Genomic DNA, 21,941 nt, shown 5'->3' on the forward strand with positions numbered 1-21,941 from the left:
TTATAGGCGCACTGTCGGGCGTTTTGCCACGTCGCTCGGACGTAACGTGTGCGATCTGGCGCGGCGCGCATTCGACGAGCGACTTTCAGTGCGGTTCCCTGTAGTGCGGATGGCTTTGCTGCAGCGCGGCCAGTCGCGCCAGCGGGTCCTGGCGATAGAACGCGGCCAGTTGCGCATAGACCTCCGGGAAGGCCTCATGCAGCAGGTCCGGCGCGCTGAAGAAGTATTCGCTGGTGACGGCGAAGAACTCCGCCGGGTTTTCCGCTGCGTAAGGGTCGATCGGTGTCTGCGCTTCGGGATCGGCGTCCAGCGTTTCGTTCAGTGCGTCGTAGGCGCTCTGCATGGCGCTGGACCAGGCGTCGAGGCGCATGCTGCGGTGCAGCGGCGGCAGGCCGTTGGCATCGCCATTGAGCATGTCGAGCTTGTGCGCCAGTTCGTGAATGACCAGGTTGTAGCCGTCCCAGCCACCGCTTTGCTGCACGCCCGGCCAGGCGAGGATCACCGGCCCCTGCAGCCAGGCTTCGCCGCTGTGTTCGCCATCCCATTCATGCACGACGCCCGCCGAGTCGCGGTGCTTCTGCGGGCTGTGGAAATCGTCCGGGTAGATGACGACCTCATGGAAGCCCTGATACCAGTCCAGATCGGCCAGATGCAGCAATGGCAGCTGCGCCTGGGCCGCCAGCCGCAGCCGGTCGGCCAGTTCCAGTTCGACGCCCGGCAGCGCGGTCAGGCGCTTGGCATGCAGGAACAGGATGCTGCGTTCGCGCAGCCGGGAGAGTTCGTCGGGGTTCAGTCCGTCGAGCATCGGCAGGCTGTCGGTGACGGCCTGCCAGAGCGCCGGTTCCACCGCAAAGCGGGCAAGAATGCGTTTGCGCCGCCACGCGCGTAATGACCACATATTCAGGGCTGTTCCAGTTCGGGGCGCCCAGTATAAGCGCCGCTGGTCGGGAAACAGGAAGGGGTTCGGCCCGTTGCGGACAAAGCCTTCGCGTGCCAGGCCGCAGCCGGGCGCCTGTGCTAATCTGCCGCGCAGTTTTTGCGCCCGCGAAGCCGTCATTCCAGAGCCGGGCGTGGCCAATTCAGGGGTCATTCATGCATATCCATATTCTCGGCATCTGCGGCACCTTCATGGGGTCGCTGGCCGTTCTCGCCAAGGAACTGGGCCATCGCGTCACCGGCTCCGACGCCAACGTCTATCCGCCCATGAGTACCCAGCTGCAAGCCCAGGGCATCGAACTGACCCAGGGTTATGAGCCGGGCCAGCTCGATCCCGCGCCGGATCTGGTGGTGATCGGCAACGCGCTGTCGCGTGGCAACCCGGCGGTGGAATACGTGCTGAACAAGGGGCTGCCCTATGTCAGCGGCCCGCAGTGGCTGGCCGACCACGTGCTGCAGGGCCGCTGGGTGCTGGCCGCCGCCGGCACCCACGGCAAGACCACCACCAGCAGCATGCTCGCCTGGGTGCTGGAGCATGCTGGCATGAGCCCCGGTTTCCTGATCGGCGGTGTGCCGCAGAACTTCGGCATCTCCGCGCGGCTGGGCGGCACGCCGTTCTTCGTGGTCGAGGCGGACGAGTACGACAGCGCCTTCTTCGACAAGCGCAGCAAGTTCGTCCATTACCGCCCGCGCACGGCGATCCTGAACAATCTGGAATACGATCACGCGGACATCTTTCCCGATCTGGAAGCGATCGAGCGGCAATTCCACCATCTGCTGCGCACCATTCCCGGCGAGGGGCTGGTCATCCATCCGACCACCGAACAGGCCATCGAGCGCGTGCTGGGCATGGGCTGCTGGTCGTCGGTGCAGACCACTGGCCAAGGCGGTGACTGGCAGGCCAGGCTGCTCAGCGAGGATGGTTCGCGCTTCGAGGTGATTTTCCAGGGCGAGGTGCAGGGTGTCGTCGACTGGGAGCTGACCGGCCAGCACAACGTCGCCAATGCCCTGGCGACCCTGGCGGCGGCGCGCCATGTCGGCGTATTGCCGAAGCAGGGCGCCGAGGCGTTGAGCGAATTTCGCAGCGTCAAGCGGCGCATGGAGAAGGTTGCCGAGGTCGACGGCGTGACGATTTACGATGACTTCGCCCACCATCCGACCGCCATCGCCACCACACTGGACGGGCTGCGCAAGCGCGTGGGCGATGCGCCGATCATCGCCGTGATCGAGCCGCGCTCCAATTCGATGAAGCTCGGCGCGCATCGCGACGGCCTGCCCGAGTCGGTGCGCCAGGCCGATCAGGTGGTCTGGTACGCGCCGCCGAACCTGGGCTGGGACCTGGCCGCGACGGCGGCCAACTGCCCGGTGCCGGCGGTGGTCTGCGATACGCTGGAAGCGATCATCGAACGGGTGAAGGCCCAGGCTGCGCCTGGCACTCAGGTGGTGATCATGAGCAACGGCGGCTTCGGCGGTTTGCACGGCAAGCTGGCAGAGGCGCTGCGCTGACCGCCCATGGTGGAAAACGCTTCGCGGTTTTCCACCCTGCGCTGACCGTGGGTGGGTAGGGTGGAAATCGCCGAAGGCATTTCCACACGTGGGATTGGAAAGAAACTGGAGGCTGTATGAGCGGACCCGAACGCATCACCCTGGCCATGACCGGCGCCTCGGGCGCGCAGTACGGCCTGCGCCTGCTCGACTGCCTGGTGCAGGAAGACCGCGAGGTGCACTTTCTGATTTCCAAGGCCGCGCAGCTGGTGATGGCCACCGAGACCGACGTGGTGCTGCCGGCCAAGCCGCAGGCGATGCAGGCCTTTCTCAGCGAATACACCGGCGCGGCGGCGGGACAGATCCGCGTGTTCGCCAAGGAGGACTGGATGGCGCCGCCGGCTTCCGGCTCCGGCGCACCGACGGCCATGGTGGTGGTGCCCTGTTCCACCGGCACCCTGTCGGCGATTGCCGGCGGTGCCTGCAACAACCTGATCGAGCGCGCCGCCGACGTGACGCTGAAGGAGCGCCGCCAGCTGATCCTGGTGCCGCGCGAGGCGCCTTATTCAAGTATCCATCTGGAGAACATGCTCAAGCTGTCGAACCTGGGCGCAGTGATCCTGCCGGCCTCGCCGGGTTTCTATCACCAGCCGCAGACCCTCGACGACCTGGTGGATTTCATCGTCGCGCGTATCCTCAACCTGCTGAACATTCCTCAGGACATGCTGCCGCGCTGGGGCGAACACCATCTCGTCAGCGACGATTGAGATGATCGGTCGAACCCTGCCTCTACTGCTCGCCCTGAGCCTGCTGCCCGGCTGTGCCACGGTCCGCACCCTCGATGTGGCCAAGCCCGGCGCGCCGATCATCTATTCCGGCACTCGTCTCGACTGGTACAGCCTCAACAGCGGCTGCTGCCCGCAGGAGCGCTTTGGTACGGCAGCGCCGAAACATGCCGCCCTGGACCTGCCGGCCAGTCTGCTGCTCGATACGCTGTTGCTGCCCTTTGCCGTGGCTGCGGAACTCGGCGTTGGGTTGGGGGTGAGCGGCGGGTTATAAAGAGAAATCATCAGTCGGCAGCGTCACGGTTGCCATGCTGTTCCAAAGCCCATTGCACATGCTCACGCACCAGCTCCGAGGGATCGTCACGGCGCGCCTGCAAAGCCTCCAGTACCGGAATGCTCGATGGCGCATTGCCCAGCCCGACCGCCAGATTGCGTAGCCAGCGCTCATAGCCCGCACGGCGCAGCGGCGAGCCTTCGGTGCGGCTGAGAAATTCGTCCTCGGTCCAGCGGAACAGCTCCGCCAGCTCGGCATTGTCGAGGCTGTGACGAGGGTGGAAATCGGCCTGTTCGGTCGGTTTGGCGAAGCGGTTCCAAGGGCAGACGATCTGGCAGTCGTCGCAGCCGAATACGCGGTTGCCGATCGGTGCGCGCAACTCGACGGGGATCGCCCCCTTGAGCTCGATGGTCAGGTAGGAAATGCAGCGTCGCGCATCCAGTATCCGTTCGCCGACGAAGGCTTCGGTGGGGCAGACGTCCAGGCAGGCGTGGCAGCTGCCGCAATGATCGCGGGTGACGGGTTCGTCGACGGGCAGGGCGATATCGACGAACAGTTCGCCGAGGAAGAACCAGCTGCCGGCCTTGCGGTTGAGCAGCAGGGTGTTCTTGCCGATCCAGCCGAGCCCGGCCTGCTGCCCGGCGGCTTTTTCCAGCACCGGCGCGCTGTCGACGAAGGCGCGGAAGCCGAAGGGGCCGACCATTTGCTGAATGCGCTCGGCCAGCTGCTGGATGCGCTTGCGGATCAGCTTGTGGTAATCGCGGCCCAGTGCGTAACGCGAGACGTAGGCCTTCTCCGGCTCAGCCAGGCGCTGGCTCATGCTCGTGTCGCCGGGCAGATAGTCCATGCGCAGGGAGATCACCCGCAGCGTGCCGGGTACCAGCTCGTCTGGCCGCGAACGCTTGCTGCCGTGGGCGGCCATGTAGTCCATTTCCCCTTGATAGCCTTCGTCCAGCCAGCTCTGCAGGTGCGCTTCATGCTCGGCCAGATCGACGCCGGTGATGCCGACCTGCTGAAAACCCAGCTCGCGGCCCCACTCCTTGATGGACTGGGCGAGAGCGACGGGATCGAGAGAGAGGCTGGACATCGAGGAAGGCGGTCTGGCGAGCGGGTGCGTATAATTCTGCCAGATATTCCAGCCGATGATCTGTGTGCCGATGACCGATACCTTGCCCGCCGCTTTATTTACCGCCGCCCAGGTGCGCGAGATCGATGCTCGCCTGATCGCCGCCGGCACGCCCGGTTTCGAGCTGATGCAGCGTGCCGCCCATGCGGCCTGGCGCGGGCTGCGTCGGCGCTGGCCGGAGGCTGGCGCGCTTACTGTGCTGGCCGGGTGTGGCAACAATGCCGGCGATGGCTATCTGGTCGCGGCGCTGGCGCAACGCGCGGGCTGGTCGGTGAAGGTGCTTGCGGTAGGCGATCGGCAACGGCTGCAAGGCGATGCCGCCCGTGCTTTCGCCGAGGCGCGCGATGCCGGCGTGGCGATTCGATCCTGGACGCCGACGGCGGTGTTGCAGGGCGTGCTGGTCGATGCGCTGCTGGGCACGGGGCTCAGCGGCGCGGTTCGCGAACCTTATGCCGGTGCCATTGCGGCGATGAATGCCAGCGGCCTGTCGATCATGGCGGTGGATGTGCCATCGGGGCTGTGCGCCGATACCGGTCGCGCGCTTGGACAGGCGGTATGTGCCGAACTCACGGTGAGCTTCATCGGCCTCAAGCTCGGGCTGTTCACCGGCGAGGGGCCGGACCGGGTCGGTGCGCTGGTGTTCGATGATTTGCAGGCCGATGCGACCGTCGTCGACCCGGTTGCGCCGTGCGCCCTGCGTCTGTGTAAAGCGAATCTGCCGCTGCTTGCGCCGCGTTTGCCGACCGCGCACAAGGGCAGTTGTGGCCAGGTGCTGGTGATTGGTGGCGATCTGGGCACCGGCGGCGCGGCCTTGCTCTGTGCCGAGGCGGCGCTACGCAGCGGTGCCGGCATGGTGACGCTGGCGACCCGTCCCGAGCATGTGACCGCGTCGCTGGTGCGGCGCCCGGAAATCATGTGCAGCGGCATCGAGTCCACCTATGGCCTGAGCGCGCTGGCGCAGCGCGCCGATGTGCTGGTGGTCGGCCCGGGCCTGGGCCAGGCGCCCTGGGGACGCAGTCTGCTGTCGCTGGCGGCGCAATGCCGGGTGCCCCAGGTATGGGACGCCGATGCGCTGAACCTGTTGGCCGAAAAGGGCGTCGAAGCACCGCCTGGCGGTCTGCTGACGCCGCACCCCGGCGAGGCTGCACGGCTGTTGCAGTGCACCGTAGCCGAAGTGCAGGCTGACCGACCCAGAGCCGCGCGCGAGTTGGCCAGCCGCTACGGCTGTACGGTGGTGCTCAAGGGTGCCGGCAGCCTGATCGCGGCTGCCGATGGCCGGCTGGCGCTCTGTAGCCGGGGGCATCCGGCCATGGCCAGCGCCGGTCTGGGTGATGTCCTGGCCGGTGTCGCGGGCGCGTTGCTGGCGCAGGGGCTGGCATCGTTCGAGGCGGCCTGCCTGGCGGTCTGGCTGCATGCCGTGGCTGGCGAGCGGCAGGGCGAACGCGGTCGGGGGCTTGCCGCCGCCGACCTGATTCCGGCCATACGGGAACAATTGGAGACACATTCGCCATGTCACAGCTGACTCTTGCCATGTCGCCGCTGGCGCTGTTCGCAGTCGATGAAGACGAGATGCTGGCGCTTGGTGCGCGCATCGGCCAGGCAACCGCTGGTCGGGGCGTGATCTATCTGCATGGCGATCTGGGTGCCGGCAAGACCACCCTGTCACGCGGGCTGATCCGCGGGCTCGGGTATCAGGGCAAGGTCAAGAGCCCGACCTTCACCCTGGTCGAGCCCTACGAAACACCGCAAGCACGGGTTTTTCATTTCGACCTGTACCGGTTGGTCGATCCGGAAGAGCTGGAGTTTCTCGGTGTTCGTGACTACTTCGATGGGGATGCGCTGTGCCTGGTGGAGTGGCCGGAGCGTGGCGCGGGCATTTTGCCAAAGGCCGACCTGGATATTACCATTACGCCCCACGGAACTGGCCGTATGCTGTGCCTGGCGCCACAGGGCGAGCGCGGAGTGAACTGGTGTTCCATCCTGACCATCGGTAATCAATGAACAATATGGGGTTGGGTATGCGCATACGCGCGCTGGCAACGGGTTTGGCATTAATGCTGGCGGCAGTCCAGGTGCTGGCTGCCTCGGACGTGCAGAGCGTGCGGTTGTGGCGAGCACCGGACAATACCCGCCTGGTTTTCGATCTGTCCGGCCCGGTACAGCACAAGGTGTTCACCCTGACGGCGCCGGATCGCATCGTCATCGATGTGGACAAGGCCAACCTGGCCAGGCCGTTCGGGTCGCTGTCCCTGGAAAATACCCCGGTGGCGGGCTTGCGTGCAGCGAAATACGATGCCGACACGCTCAGGATCGTCATCGACCTGTCCACCCAGGTTGCGCCCAAGAGCTTCAGCCTGCCGCCCAACCAGCAATACGGGCATCGCCTGGTGGTCGATCTGTTCGACAGCGAGGCAGATGCCTCGGCGGTCAGCGCCAGGGTTCCGGCCACTGTCACGCCCAGCGTACCGGCCAAACCGGTCTCGCCGAGTCTGCCGGCGAAATTGCCGCCGCTGCCCAGCAGCCAGCGTGACATCGTCATCGCCATCGATGCCGGCCATGGCGGTGAGGATCCGGGCGCCATCGGGCCGGGCAAGATCTACGAAAAGCATGTGGTGCTGCAGATATCCAAGGAGTTGCAGCACCAGATCAATGCCGAAAAGGGCTTCCGTGCCGAGCTGGTGCGTACCGGAGACTATTTCATTCCGTTGCGCAAACGCACCGAGATCGCCCGCAAGAAGGGCGCCGACCTGTTCGTTTCCATTCATGCCGACGCCGCACCGCGTTCTGCCGCCTATGGCGCTTCGGTCTTCGCCCTGTCGGATCGCGGCGCGACGTCGGAAACCGCCCGCTGGCTGGCCGACAGCGAGAACCGCTCGGATCTGATCGGCGGCGCGGGCAATGTCAGCCTCGGCGACAAGGACCAGATGCTGGCGGGTGTGCTGCTGGACCTGTCCATGACGGCTTCGCTGGCCTCCAGTCTGAACGTGGGCCAGAAGGTGCTGAGCAACATGGGGCGGATCACGCCGCTGCACAAGCGTCGGGTCGAGCAGGCCGGCTTCATGGTGCTGAAGTCGCCGGATATCCCTTCGATTCTGGTTGAAACCGGCTTCATCTCCAACCCATCCGAAGCGCGCAAACTGCAAACCAAGGCCCATCAGCAAGCGCTGGCCCGCTCGATTCATGGTGGCGTACGGCAGTTTTTCCATGAGAATCCACCGCCGGGCACTTACATCGCCTGGATGCGCGATTCCGGCAAGATCGCCAGCGTTCCCCGCGAACATGTCGTGCGCTCCGGTGAAAGCCTGGCATTGCTGGCCAACCGTTATCAGGTCAGCCTGCCCGCGCTGCGCAGCGCCAACAGCCTGAAAGGCGACGTGATCAAGGTCGGGCAGACGCTGACCATTCCCGTCACCACCCTGGCTGCACAGCCATGAGCGAAGCGGCACGCATCCAGCTGCTGGCGCCGCGGCTGGCGAACCAGATCGCCGCGGGCGAAGTGGTCGAGCGCCCGGCCTCGGTGATCAAGGAGTTGCTGGAGAACAGCCTGGATTCCGGCGCCACCCGCATCGAGGTGGATGTCGAGCAGGGCGGGGTGAAGCTGCTGCGCGTGCGCGACGATGGCAGCGGGATTTCCGCCGACGATCTGCCGCTGGCCCTGGCGCGTCACGCCACCAGCAAGATTCGTGACCTGGAAGACCTCGAACGGGTGATGAGCCTTGGTTTTCGCGGCGAGGCGCTGGCTTCGATCAGCTCCGTCTCGCGCCTGACCCTGACCTCGCGCACCGCAGACGCCAGCGAGGCCTGGCAGGTGGAAACCGAAGGCCGTGACATGCAGGCGCGGGTGCAGCCGGCGGCGCATCCGGTGGGTACTTCGGTGGAAGTGCGCGACCTGTTCTTCAATACCCCGGCGCGACGCAAGTTCCTGCGCACCGAGAAGACCGAATTCGATCATCTGCAGGAAGTCGTCAAGCGCCTGGCACTGGCGCGCTTCGATGTCGCCTTTCATCTGCGGCATAACGGCAAGGGCGTGCTGGCGTTGCACCAGGCTGACGATCCCGCCGCGCGCGCGCGGCGCGTGGCGGCGGTGTGCGGCGCCGCGTTTCTGGAGCAGGCGCTGCCCATCGAGATCGAGCGCAATGGCCTGCATCTCTGGGGTTGGGTCGGCCTGCCTACGTTCAGTCGCAGCCAGGCGGATCTGCAGTATTTCTACGTCAACGGGCGCATGGTGCGCGACAAGCTGGTGGCCCATGCGGTGCGCCAGGCCTACCGCGACGTGCTGTTCAATGGCCGTCACCCGACTTTCGTGCTGTTTCTCGATGTCGACCCGGCGGTGGTCGACGTCAACGTGCATCCGACCAAGCATGAAGTGCGTTTTCGCGACAGCCGCATGGTCCATGATTTTCTGTATGGCACCTTGCATCGTGCCCTGGGCGAGGTGCGCCCCGAAGATCAGCTGGCGGCGCCCGCCAGTGTGGCGCCGATTGCCCAGGTCAGCGGCCAGGCGGCAGGCGAGTTCGCCGGTCAGAATGAAATGAGCCTCGCCGCCAGCGTGAGCGAGCGCTCGCAAACCGAAGTGCCGGCCTGGCGCGGGGCCGGTGCCGGCTACCAGGCGCCGCGTCCTGTGCCTTCGGGCAATACGGCGGAAATGCAGGGCGCCTATCGCGAGTTCTTTTCGCCCTTGGCCGACGCCAGCGTGGCGGCTCTGCCGGAAAGCGGCGCTGACACGCCGCCGCTGGGCTATGCCCTGGCGCAGCTCAAAGGCATCTACATTCTGGCCGAGAACGCCCAGGGGCTGGTGCTGGTGGACATGCACGCCGCCCATGAGCGCATTACCTATGAACGCCTGAAAACCGCCATGGCCAGCGAAGGCCTGCGCGGCCAACCGTTGCTCGTGCCCGAGTCGCTCGCCGTGAGTCAGCGCGAAGCGGATTGTGCCGAGGAGCATGCGCAGTGGTTCTCGAAGCTCGGCTTCGAGCTGCAGCGGCTGGGGCCGGAGAGTCTGGCCATCCGCCAAACGCCGGCGCTGCTCAAGCAGGCAGAGGCCACCCGGCTGGTGTGCGATGTGCTCGCGGACCTGCTGGAATACGGCAGCAGCGACCGCATCCAGGCACACCTCAACGAGTTGCTGGCGACCATGGCCTGTCACGGAGCGGTCCGTGCCAACCGCCGTTTGACCCTGCCGGAAATGAACGGCCTGCTGCGCGATATGGAGCAGACCGAGCGCAGCGGTCAGTGCAACCATGGCCGCCCAACCTGGACCCAGCTGGGTATGGCGGAGTTGGACAAGCTGTTTTTGCGCGGGCGGTAGGGGCAGCGGCAAGCTTCAAGCCATATGAAGGGCTGCTGTGCGGGAGCTTGTAGGGCCGAACTTGTTCGGCTGCGCATCTTTGACCGAATGAATTCGGCCCTACAGGTGGCAGTCGTCAGTTGTAGGTCGGGTCACGCTTCATCGACCCGACGAACGGAACCCTGGTGGATGTAAAAAACGACATTCCACCCTACGCTGGCTTGCAGCTTGCAGCTTGCAGCTTGCAGCTTGCAGCTTGCAGCTTGCAGCTTGCAGCTTGCAGCTTGCAGCTTGCAGCTTGCAGCTCGAAACTATGCGTCCTTTGATGTTGTGAATATCCCCTCCATGCCCCAGCTTCCCCCCGCCATCTTCCTCATGGGCCCTACCGCGGCCGGCAAGACCGACCTGGCGCTGGAGCTTGCCCGTGTGTTGCCCTGTGATCTGGTCAGTGTCGATTCGGCCCTGGTCTACCGGGGCATGGATATCGGCACGGCGAAACCATCAGCCGAGGTGCTGCGCGAATTCCCGCATCGGCTGATCGACATCCGCGATCCGGCGCAGAGCTATTCGGCGGCCGAATTCGTCAGCGATGCGCTGGCGGCCATGGCTGAAATCACGGCGGCGGGGCGAATCCCGTTGCTGGTCGGTGGCACCATGCTCTACTTCAAAGCGCTGAGCGAAGGCTTGGCCGACATGCCGGCAGCCGATCCCGAGGTGCGTGCCGAGCTGGAGAGGCAGGCGCAGACGCAAGGCCTGGCAACGCTGCATCAGGCACTGGCGGCGGTCGATCCCGAATCGGCTGCGCGCATTCATCCCAACGACCCTCAGCGTCTCGTCAGGGCGCTGGAAGTTTACCGGGTCAGCGGCATCAGCATGAGCGAGCATCGTGCCCGGCAAAGGTTGCAAAAAGCCGGAGCCGGCACGCCAGAGCTCGGTGTCTTGCCTTATACTGTGGCGCAACTGTCCATTGCACCTGCCCAGCGGCAGGTCCTGCATCGGCGTATCGAGCAGCGTTTCGTGCAAATGGTTGAACACGGCTTCGTCGAAGAGGTCGAAGCCCTTCGCGGGCGTGGCGATCTGCATGCCGAGCTGCCTTCCATGCGTGCAGTAGGCTACCGGCAGGTCTGGAATTATCTGGACGGCGACTGCTCAAGGGATGAGATGGTGCAGCGTGGCGTCATCGCCACCCGGCAGTTGGCCAAGCGCCAGTTGACCTGGCTACGAGGGTGGGAGGGGATTCACTGGCTGGAAAGTTCGGCCTGCGACAATCTGCCGCGAGCATTGAAATACTTGAATAGGCTCACCATATTGAGCTGACACTGCGATTTGACCGGCTATCCTCAGAACAACGGGTCGGCTGTGTTTGATTCTAAAAACTAAATGAAAAAGATCCTCTAAGGAGTGCGGCACATGTCAAAAGGGCATTCGCTACAAGACCCTTACCTGAACACTTTGCGTAAGGAGCGTGTTCCGGTTTCCATCTATCTGGTCAACGGTATCAAGCTGCAGGGCCAGATCGAATCGTTCGACCAGTTCGTCATTCTTCTTAAGAACACCGTCAGCCAGATGGTGTACAAGCATGCGATTTCCACTGTCGTGCCGGGCCGTCCCGTGCGTCTGCCGGCTGCCGGCGATGCCGATGAATCCGAGTCGGGTAACGACTAAAGGGAGCCTTCTTTGTTCTTCGAACGTCCCGGTGGTGGTGAGCGGGCTATCCTGGTGCATCTGGATGGCCAGGATCCAGCGGCGCGTGAAGACCCTCAGGAGTTTCAGGAGCTGGTGCGCTCGGCAGGCGCCGAAACCGTTGGCTTCGTCAATGTGGCTCGGCACCAGCCGTCGGCCAAGTTTCTGATCGGCAGCGGCAAGGTCGAGGAGTTGCATGATCTCGTCCGTGAGGGCGAGGTCGAGTTGGTCATCTTCAATCACACGCTGACACCCAGTCAGGAGCGCAACCTCGAGCGTGCGCTCGAGTGCCGTGTGCTCGATCGAACCGGCCTGATCCTGGATATCTTCGCCCAGCGGGCGCGCACCCACGAGGGCAAGCTGCAGGTCGAACTGGCTCAGCTTGAGCACATGAGTACGCGGCTGGTGCGTGGCTGGACTCACCTTGAACGGCAGAAGGGCGGTATCGGTCTGCGCGGCCCGGGTGAAACCCAGCTGGAAACCGACCGACGCCTGCTGCGGGTGCGCATTCGCCAGATCAAGCAGCGCCTGGAAAAGGTACGCGGGCAGCGCGAGCAGGCGCGTCGCGGGCGTCGGCGCGCCGATATTCAGCTGGTATCACTGGTCGGCTACACCAACGCCGGCAAATCCACGTTGTTCAATGCCCTGACCGAATCAACGGTGTATGCCGCCGACCAGCTGTTCGCCACCCTCGACCCCACCCTGCGCCGTCTCGAACTCGAGGACCTGGGGCCGGTGGTGCTGGCCGACACGGTAGGTTTCATTCGGCATCTGCCGCACAAGCTGGTCGAATCCTTCCGGGCTACGCTGGAAGAGTCGAGCAATGCCGACCTGCTGCTGCATGTGATCGATGCGCACGAGCCGGAACGTGACGAGCAGATCGAGCAGGTGCTGGCGGTATTGACGGAGATTGGCGCGAACGAATTGCCGATTCTCGAGGTGTACAACAAGGTGGATCTGCTTGAGGGTATCGAGCCGCAGATCCAGCGCAACGCCGATGGGGTGCCGCAGCGGGTCTGGATTTCGGCTCAGATGGGGCTGGGGCTGGATCTGTTGAAGCAGGCTGTCGCCGAGTTGCTTGGCGATGACCTGTTCGTCGGAACGATGCGGCTTCCGCAGAGCCTCGGGCGGCTGCGGGCACAGTTGTTCGGGCTGGGTGCGGTGCAATCCGAGTCTCATGACGAGGAGGGTGGTAGCCTGTTGGATGTTCGCGTGCAGCGCGTCGAGCTGCGGCGCCTGATCAGTCGGGAAGGTTTCGATACGGAACAGTTCCTGGAGCAACACACTTTGCAATAAAGCTCGGGCGGCTTTTGAGCCGTTTGGATCGGGCTTTCGGTAGCATTGGCGGTCGCGCTTCTGGCGCGTCTTTAGCTTTTTTGGAATGGAGAGCGCTATGGCTTGGAATGAGCCGGGTGGCAACTCGAATAACCAGGATCCCTGGGGCAGTGGTGGCGGTGGTCGTCGCGGCGGTGGTGGCGGTGGCGATCAGAAAGGTCCACCGGATCTGGATGAGGCTTTCCGTAAACTGCAGGACAGCCTCAACGGCATGTTCGGCGGCAGGAAACGTGGCGGTGGTTCGTCGTCGGGCGGCGGTGGCCGCCGTGGTGGTTTCGTTCTGGTCTGGGTCGGTCTGGTGCTGCTGCTGGCGGTCTGGCTGTCCAGTGCGATCTATATCGTCGATGAGCAGGAGCAGGCTGTCGTGCTGCGCCTGGGCAAGTATCACGAAACGGTCGGGCCGGGTCTGAATATCTATTTCCCGCCCTTCGATCGCAAGTTCCAGGCCAACGTCACCCGTGAGCGTTCGTACAGCAAGCAGGGGCAGATGCTGACCGAAGACGAGAACATCATCGAGGTGCCGCTGACCGTTCAGTACAAGATCAGCAATCTGCAGTCCTTCGTGCTCAACGTGGACAATCCTGAGGCTTCCCTGCAGCACGCAACCGATAGCGCCGTGCGCCACGTGGTGGGCTCCACGGCGATGGACCAGGTGCTGACCGAGGGGCGTGAGGCCATGGCGGCGGAAGTCAAGGAGCGCCTGCAACGCTTCCTCGACAACTATGCCACCGGCATCCTCGTTACTCAGGTCAACCTGCAAAGTGCGGCTGCGCCGCGTGAAGTGCAGGAGGCCTTCGATGACGTGATCCGGGCGCGCGAGGATGAGCAGCGCGAGAAGAACCAGGCCGAGTCCTATGCCAATGGTGTGATTCCCGAGGCGCGCGGTCAGGCCCAGCGGATGCTCGAGGAGGCCAGCGGTTATCGCGATGCGGTGATTTCTCGTGCCCAGGGTGAGGCTGATCGTTTCACCAAGCTGGTCGCCGAGTATCGCAAGGCGCCGGAGGTGACGCGCGAGCGCCTGTACCTGGAAACCATCCAGGAAGTCATGAGCAATACCAGCAAGGTTCTCGTTACCGGCGAGAGCGGGCAGAACAACCTGCTCTATCTGCCGCTGGACAAGATGATCAACAGCCGCAGTGGCGCCGAGCGTTCCTCCACGGCAAGCGTGTCGTCGGCTTCGACCCAGGCCACGCGCCTGCCGCCGGAACTCGACCCGCGTGAGATGCGTACAAGGGAGACCCGTTAATGAGTAACAAGTCTCTGACCGCCCTTATCGTGGGTGTGGTGCTGGCGATCGTGCTGTGGAACAGCTTCTATATCGTCTCGCAGACCGAGCGTGCGGTGATGCTGCGCTTCGGTCGGATCGTCGAGCCTGACGTCAAGCCGGGCCTGCACATGAAGATTCCCTACGTGAACAGCGTGCGCAAGTTCGACGCGCGTTTGATGACGCTGGACAGCACCACTTCGCGCTTCCTGACGCTGGAAAAGAAAGCGCTGATGGTCGACTCCTACGCCAAATGGCGAGTGGATGATGCCGAGCGCTTCTATACCGCGACATCCGGCATGAAGCAGATTGCCGATGAGCGTCTGGCTCGTCGTCTGGAAGCGGCACTGCGTGACCAGTTCGGTAAGCGCACGTTGCATGAGTCGGTGTCGGGCCAGCGGGATGAGCTGATGGGGATGGTCACCAACAGTCTCAATCGTGCGGCGCAGCAGGAGCTGGGTATTGAAGTCGTCGACGTGCGCGTCAAGGGTATCGATCTTCCTCGCGAAGTGAACCGCAGCGTGTTCGAGCGTATGAGTTCGGAGCGTGAGCGCGAGGCGCGTGAGCATCGGGCGAAAGGCAAGGAGCTGGCCGAAGGTATTCGTGCCGACGCCGATCGTCAGCGCCGTGTATTGCTCGCCGAGGCCTTCCGTGAGGCTGAGGAGCTGCGCGGTGATGGTGATGCGCAGGCGGCGGCGATCTATGCCGCAGCCTATGGGCAGGATTCCGAGTTCTACTCCTTCCATCGCAGCCTGCAGGCTTATCGTGACAGCTTCGCCAGCAAGGAAGACGTGCTGGTGCTCGATCCCAAGAGCGATTTCTTCCGCTACCTGGAGTCGGCAACCGCGAATCAGTGACGGGCTCCGATGGCCTCCATCCGGCAGGACGATACCGTCCTCCGGGTGACCCGTTGGCAAAACGTTGCTATGATTCGCCAGCCGGGGAAACCCGGCTTTTTTGCGTCTGCGTCCCTGTGGAAAACAGGCTGATCCGCATCGGGCAGCATGTCGACCCTTTCGGGGCGTGGCACTGGCGCCATGCTTCAAACACAATCGCACGCGACCGTTGGCCAGCTCAGGCTGTAGCCCGGTGTTCGTCTGCTTGACTAGGCTTGCCGTATCGAGGGGTGATTGGCGAAATGGCAACGGTAGACCGCTGGCTTCTGCCAGATGGCATCGAAGAGGTGCTGCCGCCCGAGGCGGGACGTATCGAAACCGCACGCCGCCGCGTGCTGGATCTGTTCCAGTGTTGGGGCTACGAGTTGGTCATCACTCCGCATGTGGAGTTTCTCGAGTCGCTGCTCACCGGTGCGGGGCAGGACCTCGATCTGAAAACATTCAAGGTCATCGATCCTCTGTCTGGTCGGCAGATGGGCCTGCGCGCCGATATCACGCCGCAGGTGGCGCGGGTGGATGCGCATACGTTGCGCCGCGAAGAGCCGAGCCGCCTTTGTTATGCCGGCAGCGTGCTGCATGCCAAACCGCAAGCGCTCGCCACGTCGCGCAGCCCGATCCAGCTGGGCGCCGAACTCTATGGTGACGGCAGCGCGTCCAGCGATATCGAGGTGATCAGCCTGATGCTGGAAACCCTCCGCCTGGCCGATGTGCCCGACGTGCACATGGACCTTGGTCATGTGGGCATCTATCGTGGCCTGGCGCGTGCGGCAGGTCTGTCCGGGGATGCCGAGCAGCGCCTGTTCGATGCGCTGCAGCGCAAGGCTATGGATGAAATCATCCGGCTCACGGTCGAAGTCGAGCCGGTATTGGCAGGTATGTTGCGCGCATTGGCGCGCTTGTGTGGTGGGCGCGAGACGCTCGATGCGGCGCGTGAAACCCTGGCAGGCGCTCCAGCTGCGGTGCTCGAAGCGCTGGAAGGTCTGACGCATATAGCTGACTGCCTGGCAGAGCGCTATCCGGGCCTGCCGCTGTATTTCGATCTGGGCGAGCTGCGCGGTTATCACTATCACACCGGCGTGGTGTTCGCCGTGTTCGTGCCGGGCATGGGGCAGTCGATTGCCCAGGGCGGTCGTTATGACGATATCGGCGCGGATTTTGGTCGTGCGCGTCCGGCGACCGGCTTCTCGACGGACCTGAAGACGCTGGTCAGTCTTGGTAATGCCGAACTTGCCGCACCCGTGACGGGCATCTGGGCGCCGCACAGTGCCGATCCGGCGTTGTGGCAGGCCATCTGCCGGCTGCGCGGGCAGGGCGAGCGAGTGGTTCAGGCGCTGGATGGGCAGGCCTGCGAGACTGCGCCGTCGGTTGGCTGTGATCGCCAACTGGTATTGAAGGAAGACACCTGGACGGTGGCGCCACTGGCGTCCTGATAGCGGCCGCGCGCGATCGCGCTGGGCTGGTTCCGATATTTCACCGGTTGTTGTGGCCGGTCTGCTTCGCCGAAGAGGGCATAGGTTTATGGGTAAGAATGTCGTGGTCCTGGGCACCCAGTGGGGTGATGAGGGCAAGGGCAAGATCGTCGATCTGCTGACTGACCAGGCGGCTGCCGTGGTTCGTTTTCAGGGTGGCCACAACGCCGGGCATACGCTGGTCATCGACGGTGAAAAGACCGTGTTGCACCTGATTCCGTCCGGAATCCTGCGCGAAAATGTTGAATGTCTGATCGGCAATGGCGTGGTGGTTGCGCCCGATGCGCTGATGCGCGAGATCACCAAGCTCGAAGAGAAGGGCGTGCCGGTGCGCGAGCGTCTGCGCATCAGTCCGGCCTGTACCCTGATCCTGCCGTATCATGTGGCGCTGGATCAGGCGCGCGAGGCGGCGCGTTCGGAAGGCAAGATCGGCACCACCGGACGCGGCATCGGCCCGGCCTACGAGGACAAGGTGGCGCGTCGCGGCCTGCGCATCGGCGATCTGTTCAATCCGGAGCGCTTCACCGTCAAGCTGCGCGAGCTGCTCGAATACCACAACTTCATTCTGCAGAATTTCTACAAGGTCGAGCCGGTCGAGTTCCAGAAGACGCTGGATGAGGCGCTGGCTTACGCCGAGGTGCTCAAGCCGCTGATGACCGACGTGTCGGCACGTTTGCATGAGCTGCGCAAGCAGGGTGCGCGCATCATGTTCGAGGGCGCCCAGGGCTCGCTGCTGGATATCGACCACGGCACCTATCCCTATGTCACCAGCTCCAGCACCACCGCTGGCGGCACAGCCACCGGCTCGGGTTTCGGTCCGCTGTACCTGGATTACATTCTCGGTATTACCAAGGCCTATACCACGCGCGTCGGCTCGGGGCCTTTCCCCACCGAGCTGTTCGATGATGTCGGTGCGCGCCTGGCCGAGCGCGGTCACGAGTTCGGTTCGACCACCGGTCGTGCGCGTCGCTGCGGCTGGTTTGATGCGGTCATTCTGCGTCGCGCCATCGAAATCAACAGCATTTCGGGTATCTGCCTGACCAAGCTCGATGTTCTTGACGGCCTTGAAACCATCCGTATCTGCGTGGCCTACAAGGATCGCAATGGCGAGGTGCTGGTCGATGCGCCGACCGATGCCGACAGTTACGACGGCCTGCAGCCGGTGTACGAGGAAATGCCGGGCTGGAGCGAGTCGACCGTTGGCGCCAAGAGCCTGGACGAGCTGCCGGCCAATGCCCGTGCCTATATCCGCCGCATCGAGACGCTGATCGAGGCGCCGGTGGATATCGTCTCCACCGGGCCGGACCGCAACGAGACCATCGTGCTGCGCCATCCTTACGCCTGAGCTGATAGCGTTGCTTGAGCAGAGGCCGCCTTCGGGCGGTCTTTTGCGTTCTGTGGCTTGAGGAGGTCTTCGGGTCAGTTGATGGCGAAGGGGAAGAGGAAGGGCTGAAACGAAAAAACCGAGCCAGTGGCTCGGTTTTTTCTGAAGAGTGGTGCCCAGGAGAAGACTCGAACTTCCACGGTGTTGCCACCGCTAGGACCTGAACCTAGTGCGTCTACCAATTCCGCCACCTGGGCACATTGCGATGATTGCTCATCGACTTTCTTGTCGATTGTGGTCGAAGTCGACAGGCTTCGTTTTTCAATCACGCGGAAACAGTGTTATCGAAGAGTGGTGCCCAGGAGAAGACTCGAACTTCCACGGTGTTGCCACCGCTAGGACCTGAACCTAGTGCGTCTACCAATTCCGCCACCTGGGCACTGCAAAACGATGTTGCTTCTTCGTTTCCGTGTTACAACGTCTACCGGACATTGTGGGCGCGAACTATACGGGCGAGGTCGTACCTTGTAAAGCCCCGTCGGGTAAAAAAAAATTGTTCGAAAGCTGCCGCCGCGGCCCGTTTCGCGCTTCAATAGATACAGGGCGTTCTGCCTCTATAAATGAATGAAAGGTGACATCTCTTAATGGCCGATTGGCAATCCCTCGATCCCGAGGCCGCGCGTGAAGCGGAAAAGTACGAAAACCCCATTCCCAGCCGCGAGCTGATTCTCCAGCATCTGAGCGAGCGTGGCGCGCCAGCCGCGCGCGAGCAACTGGTAGAAGAGTTCGGGCTGAGCTCCGAAGAAGACATCGAGGCGCTGCGGCGCCGCCTGCGTGCGATGGAGCGCGACGGTCAGGTGATCTACACCCGGCGTGGCACCTATGCCCCGGTAGACAAGCTGGACCTGGTGTGTGGCCGTATCAGCGGTCATCGGGACGGTTTCGGTTTCCTGATTCCCGATGATGGCAGCGACGACCTGTTTCTCAGTCCCGCGCAGATGCGCCTGGTATTCGATGGCGACCGCGCTCTGGCCCGGGTGGCCGGCCTGGATCGCCGTGGACGCCGTGAAGGCGCCATCGTCGAGGTGATCAGTCGTGCTCACGAAACCATCGTCGGGCGCTACCAGGAAGAAAGCGACATCGGCTTCGTCATGGCCGACAACCCCAAGATCCAGCAGGAAGTGCTGGTCACGCCAGGGCGGTCGATGAATGCCAAGCCGGGCCAGTTCGTCGAGGTGAAAATCACCCACTGGCCGACCCAGCGCTTCCAGCCCCAGGGCGATATCGTCGAAGTCATCGGCAACTACATGGCGCCGGGCATGGAAATCGATGTGGCCCTGCGCAGCTTCGACATTCCGCATGTCTGGCCCGAGGCGGTGCTGAAAGAAGCGTCCCGGCTCAAGCCCGAAGTGGAGGAGAAGGACAAACACAAGCGCGTCGATCTGCGCCACCTGCCTTTCGTTACCATCGACGGCGAAGATGCGCGCGATTTCGACGATGCGGTCTACTGCGAGAAGCCCGGTGGCTGGAAGCTGCTGACCGGCGGTTTCCGCCTGTATGTCGCCATTGCCGACGTTTCGCATTACGTGAAGGTGGGTTCGGCACTCGACAAGGAGGCCGAGGTGCGCGGCAACTCGGTGTATTTCCCCGAGCGCGTGGTGCCGATGCTGCCCGAGGCGCTGTCCAACGGCCTCTGCTCGCTCAATCCCGGAGTGGACCGGCTGGCGATGGTCTGCGAAATCACCCTGAGCAAGTCGGGCAAGATGACCGACTATCAGTTCTACGAAGCGGTGATCCATTCCCATGCGCGGCTGACCTACAACAAGGTCAGCTGCATGCTCGAACAGCCCAAGAGCACCGAGGGCAAGCAGCTGAGCGCGGAATACGCCGACGTGCTGCCGCATCTCAAGCACCTGCATGCGTTGTACAAGGTGCTGCTCAAGGCGCGCCATACCCGTGGCGCCATCGATTTCGAAACGCAGGAAACGCGAATCGTCTTCGGCGCCGGGCGCAAGATCGCGGCGATCAAGCCCACCGAGCGCAACGACGCGCACAAGCTGATCGAAGAGTGCATGCTCTGCGCCAACGTGGCGACTGCGCGCTTCCTGCAGGATCATGACATTCCCGGCCTGTATCGCGTGCATGACGGTCCGCCACTGGAGCGTCAGGAGAAACTGCGCGCTTTCCTCGGCGAGCTGGGTCTGAGCCTGCACAAGGGCAAGGAAGGGCCGACGCCCAAGGATTACCAGGCGCTGCTGGAGCATATTCAGGGTCGCCCCGATTTCCATGTGATCCAGACGGTGATGCTGCGCTCGCTCAGCCAGGCGGTCTACAGCCCGGACAACAATGGCCACTTCGGCCTCAATTACGAGGCTTACGCGCACTTCACCTCGCCCATTCGGCGCTATCCCGACCTGCTGATCCATCGTGCCATCCGCAGTGTGATCCGCTCGCGTCGCGAGACCTCGCATGTGCGCCGTGAAGGCGCGACCAGCATGCCCAAGGCGCGTATCTATCCCTATGACGAGGCGGCGCTGGAGCAGCTCGGCGAGCAGTGCTCAATGGCCGAGCGGCGTGCCGACGAGGCCACTCGTGACGTGGTGAACTGGCTCAAGTGCGAGTTCATGAAGGACCGGGTGGGTGAGAACTTTCCTGGCGTGATCACGGCTGTAACCGGCTTCGGGCTGTTCGTCGAACTGACGGATATCTACGTCGAGGGCCTGGTGCACGTGACGGCCATGCCGGGCGATTACTACCACTTCGATCCTTTGCATCACCGCCTTTCGGGTGAGCGCAGCGGGCGCAGTTTCCGTTTGGGCGACAGCGTCGAAGTGCGGGTGATGCGCGTCGATCTCGACGAACGCAAGATCGATTTCGAACTGATCGGCGGCGGTAGCAAGACTGGCATCGGCCAGCGTGGGGCGGCTGATGCCGGCAGCGAGCGCAAGGATGGACGCGGCAGGAAAGGTGCTGCGGGGGCTTCTGCCAGGGAGAAGGAGTCCGTCAGCGCTGATGTTCGTAAAAGCCGCGAAATGAAAAAGGCGCTGCTTGGGGACGCGAAAGGCGGTAAGTCCGACGGCGGCAAGTCCAGGCGTGGCAGCCAGAAACCCAAGGCTGGCGGCAAGTCGTCAGCCAGGCCGGATGGAGGCGCGGCGGGCAAGCGCAAGGCCAAGCCATGAGCGATCTTGAGAAAATCTACGGCTTGCACGCCGTAGAGGCGCTGCTGCGTCATCACCCCAAGCGGGTCAAGCAGGTCTGGCTGGCGGAGGGGCGTGACGATCCGCGGGTCCAGACGCTGATCCAGCTGGCCGAACAGTCGAGGATTCGTGTCGGGCAATGTGAGCGTCGCGAGCTGGATGCCTGGGTGGAGGGTGTTCATCAGGGCGTTGTGGCCGATGTCAGCCCCAGCCAGGTCTGGGGCGATGCGATGCTCGAAGAGCTGCTGGACCGCACCGAGGGCACGCCCTTGCTGCTGGTGCTCGACGGTGTGACTGATCCGCACAACCTTGGCGCCTGCCTGCGTACGGCCGATGCCGCCGGTGCGCTGGCGGTGATCATCCCCAAGGACAAGTCGGCCACCCTCAACGCCACGGTGCGCAAGGTGGCCTGTGGCGCGGCGGAAGTGATTCCGCTGGTTGCGGTCACCAACCTTGCGCGAACCCTGGAGAAGCTGCAGCAGCGCGGGCTGTGGATCGTCGGCACGGCGGGTGAAGCCGAGCAGGAGATCTATGACCAGGACCTTCGGGGGCCGATCGTGCTGGTGATGGGCGCCGAGGGCAGGGGGATGCGACGTCTGACGCGTGAGCATTGCGATTTCCTGGTGCGCCTGCCGATGGCCGGGAGTGTCAGCAGCCTCAACGTCTCGGTCGCCACCGGCGTCTGCCTGTTCGAGGCGCTACGTCAACGCCGCTCGGGCTAGGGCGCTAGCAGGCCGTTGAAAAAGAAGCTTTTTTTCAGCGGTCTGCAATGGCGAGTGCCAGGCTCGGCAGGTTTTCAAAGCGTTTGACAAGCGTTCCTGCGTCGCCTGGATTGATTTTCCTCCCGTTCGCAACGGAAGCCTTCTGCCGCTGTCCATTA

The 21,941-nt window shown here is 63.6% G+C and carries 18 protein-coding genes and 2 tRNA genes; 16 read left to right on the forward strand and 4 right to left on the reverse strand.

Features of this window, described 5'->3' with window-relative positions:
• Positions 1-85: 85 nt before the first annotated feature.
• Positions 86-898: a zinc-dependent peptidase gene (locus G7020_RS06090; RefSeq protein ID WP_181083069.1), complete on the reverse strand. Its 813-nt coding sequence runs from the start codon at positions 896-898 to the stop codon at positions 86-88.
• A gap of 194 nt (positions 899-1,092) precedes the next feature.
• Here G7020_RS06090 and mpl point away from each other — a divergent pair, with 194 nt between their 5' ends.
• The 3 genes from mpl to G7020_RS06105 all read left to right on the forward strand — a co-directional run bounded on the left by mpl (position 1,093) and on the right by G7020_RS06105 (position 3,480).
• Positions 1,093-2,442 carry a UDP-N-acetylmuramate:L-alanyl-gamma-D-glutamyl-meso-diaminopimelate ligase gene (gene mpl / locus G7020_RS06095; RefSeq protein WP_181083035.1) on the forward strand — a complete coding sequence of 450 codons (1,350 nt, stop codon included), beginning with the start codon at positions 1,093-1,095 and terminating at the stop codon, positions 2,440-2,442.
• A gap of 116 nt (positions 2,443-2,558) precedes the next feature.
• Positions 2,559-3,188 carry a flavin prenyltransferase UbiX gene (gene ubiX / locus G7020_RS06100; RefSeq protein WP_181083036.1) on the forward strand — a complete coding sequence of 210 codons (630 nt, stop codon included), beginning with the start codon at positions 2,559-2,561 and terminating at the stop codon, positions 3,186-3,188.
• Between the two features lies 1 nt (position 3,189).
• On the forward strand, positions 3,190-3,480 hold the full coding sequence (locus G7020_RS06105) for a YceK/YidQ family lipoprotein (protein WP_181083037.1): 291 nt from the start codon (positions 3,190-3,192) through the stop codon (positions 3,478-3,480).
• 10 nt (positions 3,481-3,490) lie between these two features.
• On the opposite strand, the gene queG is transcribed toward G7020_RS06105, so the two are convergent.
• Positions 3,491-4,567 (reverse strand): tRNA epoxyqueuosine(34) reductase QueG, encoded by a 1,077-nt coding sequence (queG, locus tag G7020_RS06110; RefSeq protein ID WP_181083038.1) that lies wholly within the window; start codon positions 4,565-4,567, stop codon positions 3,491-3,493.
• A 70-nt stretch (positions 4,568-4,637) separates the two neighbouring features.
• Between queG and G7020_RS06115 the strand changes: the two genes are divergently transcribed.
• The 11 genes from G7020_RS06115 to G7020_RS06165 all read left to right on the forward strand — a co-directional run bounded on the left by G7020_RS06115 (position 4,638) and on the right by G7020_RS06165 (position 17,885).
• The gene (locus tag G7020_RS06115) at positions 4,638-6,128 is read left to right on the forward strand and encodes an NAD(P)H-hydrate dehydratase (RefSeq protein WP_181083039.1); all 1,491 of its coding nucleotides are present in this window, start codon (positions 4,638-4,640) and stop codon (positions 6,126-6,128) included.
• Between the two features lie 8 nt (positions 6,129-6,136).
• A complete protein-coding gene (gene tsaE, locus G7020_RS06120; RefSeq protein WP_181083070.1) occupies positions 6,137-6,607 on the forward strand; it encodes a tRNA (adenosine(37)-N6)-threonylcarbamoyltransferase complex ATPase subunit type 1 TsaE in 471 nt (156 codons plus the stop codon).
• A gap of 17 nt (positions 6,608-6,624) precedes the next feature.
• A complete protein-coding gene (locus tag G7020_RS06125) occupies positions 6,625-8,040 on the forward strand; it encodes an N-acetylmuramoyl-L-alanine amidase (RefSeq protein ID WP_181083040.1) in 1,416 nt (471 codons plus the stop codon).
• Complete coding sequence (mutL, locus tag G7020_RS06130) at positions 8,037-9,914, forward strand: DNA mismatch repair endonuclease MutL (protein WP_181083041.1); 1,878 nt, start codon at positions 8,037-8,039, stop codon at positions 9,912-9,914. The genes G7020_RS06125 and mutL overlap by 4 nt, the downstream gene beginning before the upstream one ends.
• Positions 9,915-10,238: 324 nt before the next feature.
• The gene (gene miaA / locus G7020_RS06135; protein ID WP_181083042.1) at positions 10,239-11,210 is read left to right on the forward strand and encodes a tRNA (adenosine(37)-N6)-dimethylallyltransferase MiaA; all 972 of its coding nucleotides are present in this window, start codon (positions 10,239-10,241) and stop codon (positions 11,208-11,210) included.
• Between the two features lie 93 nt (positions 11,211-11,303).
• Entirely contained in the window at positions 11,304-11,558 is a 255-nt protein-coding gene (gene hfq / locus G7020_RS06140) for an RNA chaperone Hfq (RefSeq protein ID WP_037023690.1), read from the forward strand.
• Between the two features lie 12 nt (positions 11,559-11,570).
• Positions 11,571-12,872 carry a ribosome rescue GTPase HflX gene (gene hflX / locus G7020_RS06145; RefSeq protein ID WP_181083043.1) on the forward strand — a complete coding sequence of 434 codons (1,302 nt, stop codon included), beginning with the start codon at positions 11,571-11,573 and terminating at the stop codon, positions 12,870-12,872.
• A 97-nt stretch (positions 12,873-12,969) separates the two neighbouring features.
• Positions 12,970-14,157: an FtsH protease activity modulator HflK gene (hflK, locus tag G7020_RS06150; protein ID WP_181083044.1), complete on the forward strand. Its 1,188-nt coding sequence runs from the start codon at positions 12,970-12,972 to the stop codon at positions 14,155-14,157.
• The gene (hflC, locus tag G7020_RS06155; RefSeq protein ID WP_181083045.1) at positions 14,157-15,032 is read left to right on the forward strand and encodes a protease modulator HflC; all 876 of its coding nucleotides are present in this window, start codon (positions 14,157-14,159) and stop codon (positions 15,030-15,032) included. The genes hflK and hflC overlap by 1 nt, the downstream gene beginning before the upstream one ends.
• 281 nt (positions 15,033-15,313) lie before the next feature.
• The gene (locus G7020_RS06160; protein ID WP_181083046.1) at positions 15,314-16,501 is read left to right on the forward strand and encodes an ATP phosphoribosyltransferase regulatory subunit; all 1,188 of its coding nucleotides are present in this window, start codon (positions 15,314-15,316) and stop codon (positions 16,499-16,501) included.
• Positions 16,502-16,589: 88 nt separating this feature from the next.
• The gene (locus G7020_RS06165; protein ID WP_181083047.1) at positions 16,590-17,885 is read left to right on the forward strand and encodes an adenylosuccinate synthase; all 1,296 of its coding nucleotides are present in this window, start codon (positions 16,590-16,592) and stop codon (positions 17,883-17,885) included.
• Between the two features lie 149 nt (positions 17,886-18,034).
• Here the strand turns inward: G7020_RS06165 and G7020_RS06170 are convergent.
• Both G7020_RS06170 and G7020_RS06175 read right to left on the reverse strand, forming a co-directional pair.
• Positions 18,035-18,121 (reverse strand) — tRNA-Leu (locus tag G7020_RS06170).
• 95 nt (positions 18,122-18,216) lie between these two features.
• Positions 18,217-18,303 (reverse strand) — tRNA-Leu (locus tag G7020_RS06175).
• A gap of 205 nt (positions 18,304-18,508) precedes the next feature.
• Between G7020_RS06175 and rnr the strand changes: the two genes are divergently transcribed.
• Entirely contained in the window at positions 18,509-21,043 is a 2,535-nt protein-coding gene (gene rnr / locus G7020_RS06180) for a ribonuclease R (RefSeq protein WP_181083048.1), read from the forward strand.
• Positions 21,040-21,783, forward strand: a complete 744-nt coding sequence (gene rlmB / locus G7020_RS06185; protein WP_181083049.1) for a 23S rRNA (guanosine(2251)-2'-O)-methyltransferase RlmB — start codon at positions 21,040-21,042, stop codon at positions 21,781-21,783. Before rnr ends, rlmB begins: the two co-directional genes overlap by 4 nt.
• Positions 21,784-21,941: the final 158 nt, after the last annotated feature.

This window comes from Stutzerimonas stutzeri (genome assembly GCF_013522825.1).
Classification (GTDB): domain Bacteria; phylum Pseudomonadota; class Gammaproteobacteria; order Pseudomonadales; family Pseudomonadaceae; genus Stutzerimonas; species Stutzerimonas stutzeri_AK.

Excerpts from the sequence above, each read along its gene's own strand:
- G7020_RS06090 (WP_181083069.1), bottom strand. The coding sequence starts at position 898 with ATGTGGTCATTACGCGCGTGGCGGCGCAAACGCATTCTTGCCCGCTTT.
- mpl (WP_181083035.1), top strand. The coding sequence starts at position 1,093 with ATGCATATCCATATTCTCGGCATCTGCGGCACCTTCATGGGGTCGCTG.
- ubiX (WP_181083036.1), top strand. The coding sequence starts at position 2,559 with ATGAGCGGACCCGAACGCATCACCCTGGCCATGACCGGCGCCTCGGGC.
- G7020_RS06105 (WP_181083037.1), top strand. The coding sequence starts at position 3,190 with ATGATCGGTCGAACCCTGCCTCTACTGCTCGCCCTGAGCCTGCTGCCC.
- queG (WP_181083038.1), bottom strand. The coding sequence starts at position 4,567 with ATGTCCAGCCTCTCTCTCGATCCCGTCGCTCTCGCCCAGTCCATCAAG.
- G7020_RS06115 (WP_181083039.1), top strand. The coding sequence starts at position 4,638 with ATGACCGATACCTTGCCCGCCGCTTTATTTACCGCCGCCCAGGTGCGC.
- tsaE (WP_181083070.1), top strand. The coding sequence starts at position 6,137 with ATGTCGCCGCTGGCGCTGTTCGCAGTCGATGAAGACGAGATGCTGGCG.
- G7020_RS06125 (WP_181083040.1), top strand. The coding sequence starts at position 6,625 with ATGCGCATACGCGCGCTGGCAACGGGTTTGGCATTAATGCTGGCGGCA.
- mutL (WP_181083041.1), top strand. The coding sequence starts at position 8,037 with ATGAGCGAAGCGGCACGCATCCAGCTGCTGGCGCCGCGGCTGGCGAAC.
- miaA (WP_181083042.1), top strand. The coding sequence starts at position 10,239 with ATGCCCCAGCTTCCCCCCGCCATCTTCCTCATGGGCCCTACCGCGGCC.
- hfq (WP_037023690.1), top strand. The coding sequence starts at position 11,304 with ATGTCAAAAGGGCATTCGCTACAAGACCCTTACCTGAACACTTTGCGT.
- hflK (WP_181083044.1), top strand. The coding sequence starts at position 12,970 with ATGGCTTGGAATGAGCCGGGTGGCAACTCGAATAACCAGGATCCCTGG.
- hflC (WP_181083045.1), top strand. The coding sequence starts at position 14,157 with ATGAGTAACAAGTCTCTGACCGCCCTTATCGTGGGTGTGGTGCTGGCG.
- G7020_RS06160 (WP_181083046.1), top strand. The coding sequence starts at position 15,314 with ATGGCAACGGTAGACCGCTGGCTTCTGCCAGATGGCATCGAAGAGGTG.
- G7020_RS06165 (WP_181083047.1), top strand. The coding sequence starts at position 16,590 with ATGGGTAAGAATGTCGTGGTCCTGGGCACCCAGTGGGGTGATGAGGGC.
- rnr (WP_181083048.1), top strand. The coding sequence starts at position 18,509 with ATGGCCGATTGGCAATCCCTCGATCCCGAGGCCGCGCGTGAAGCGGAA.
- rlmB (WP_181083049.1), top strand. The coding sequence starts at position 21,040 with ATGAGCGATCTTGAGAAAATCTACGGCTTGCACGCCGTAGAGGCGCTG.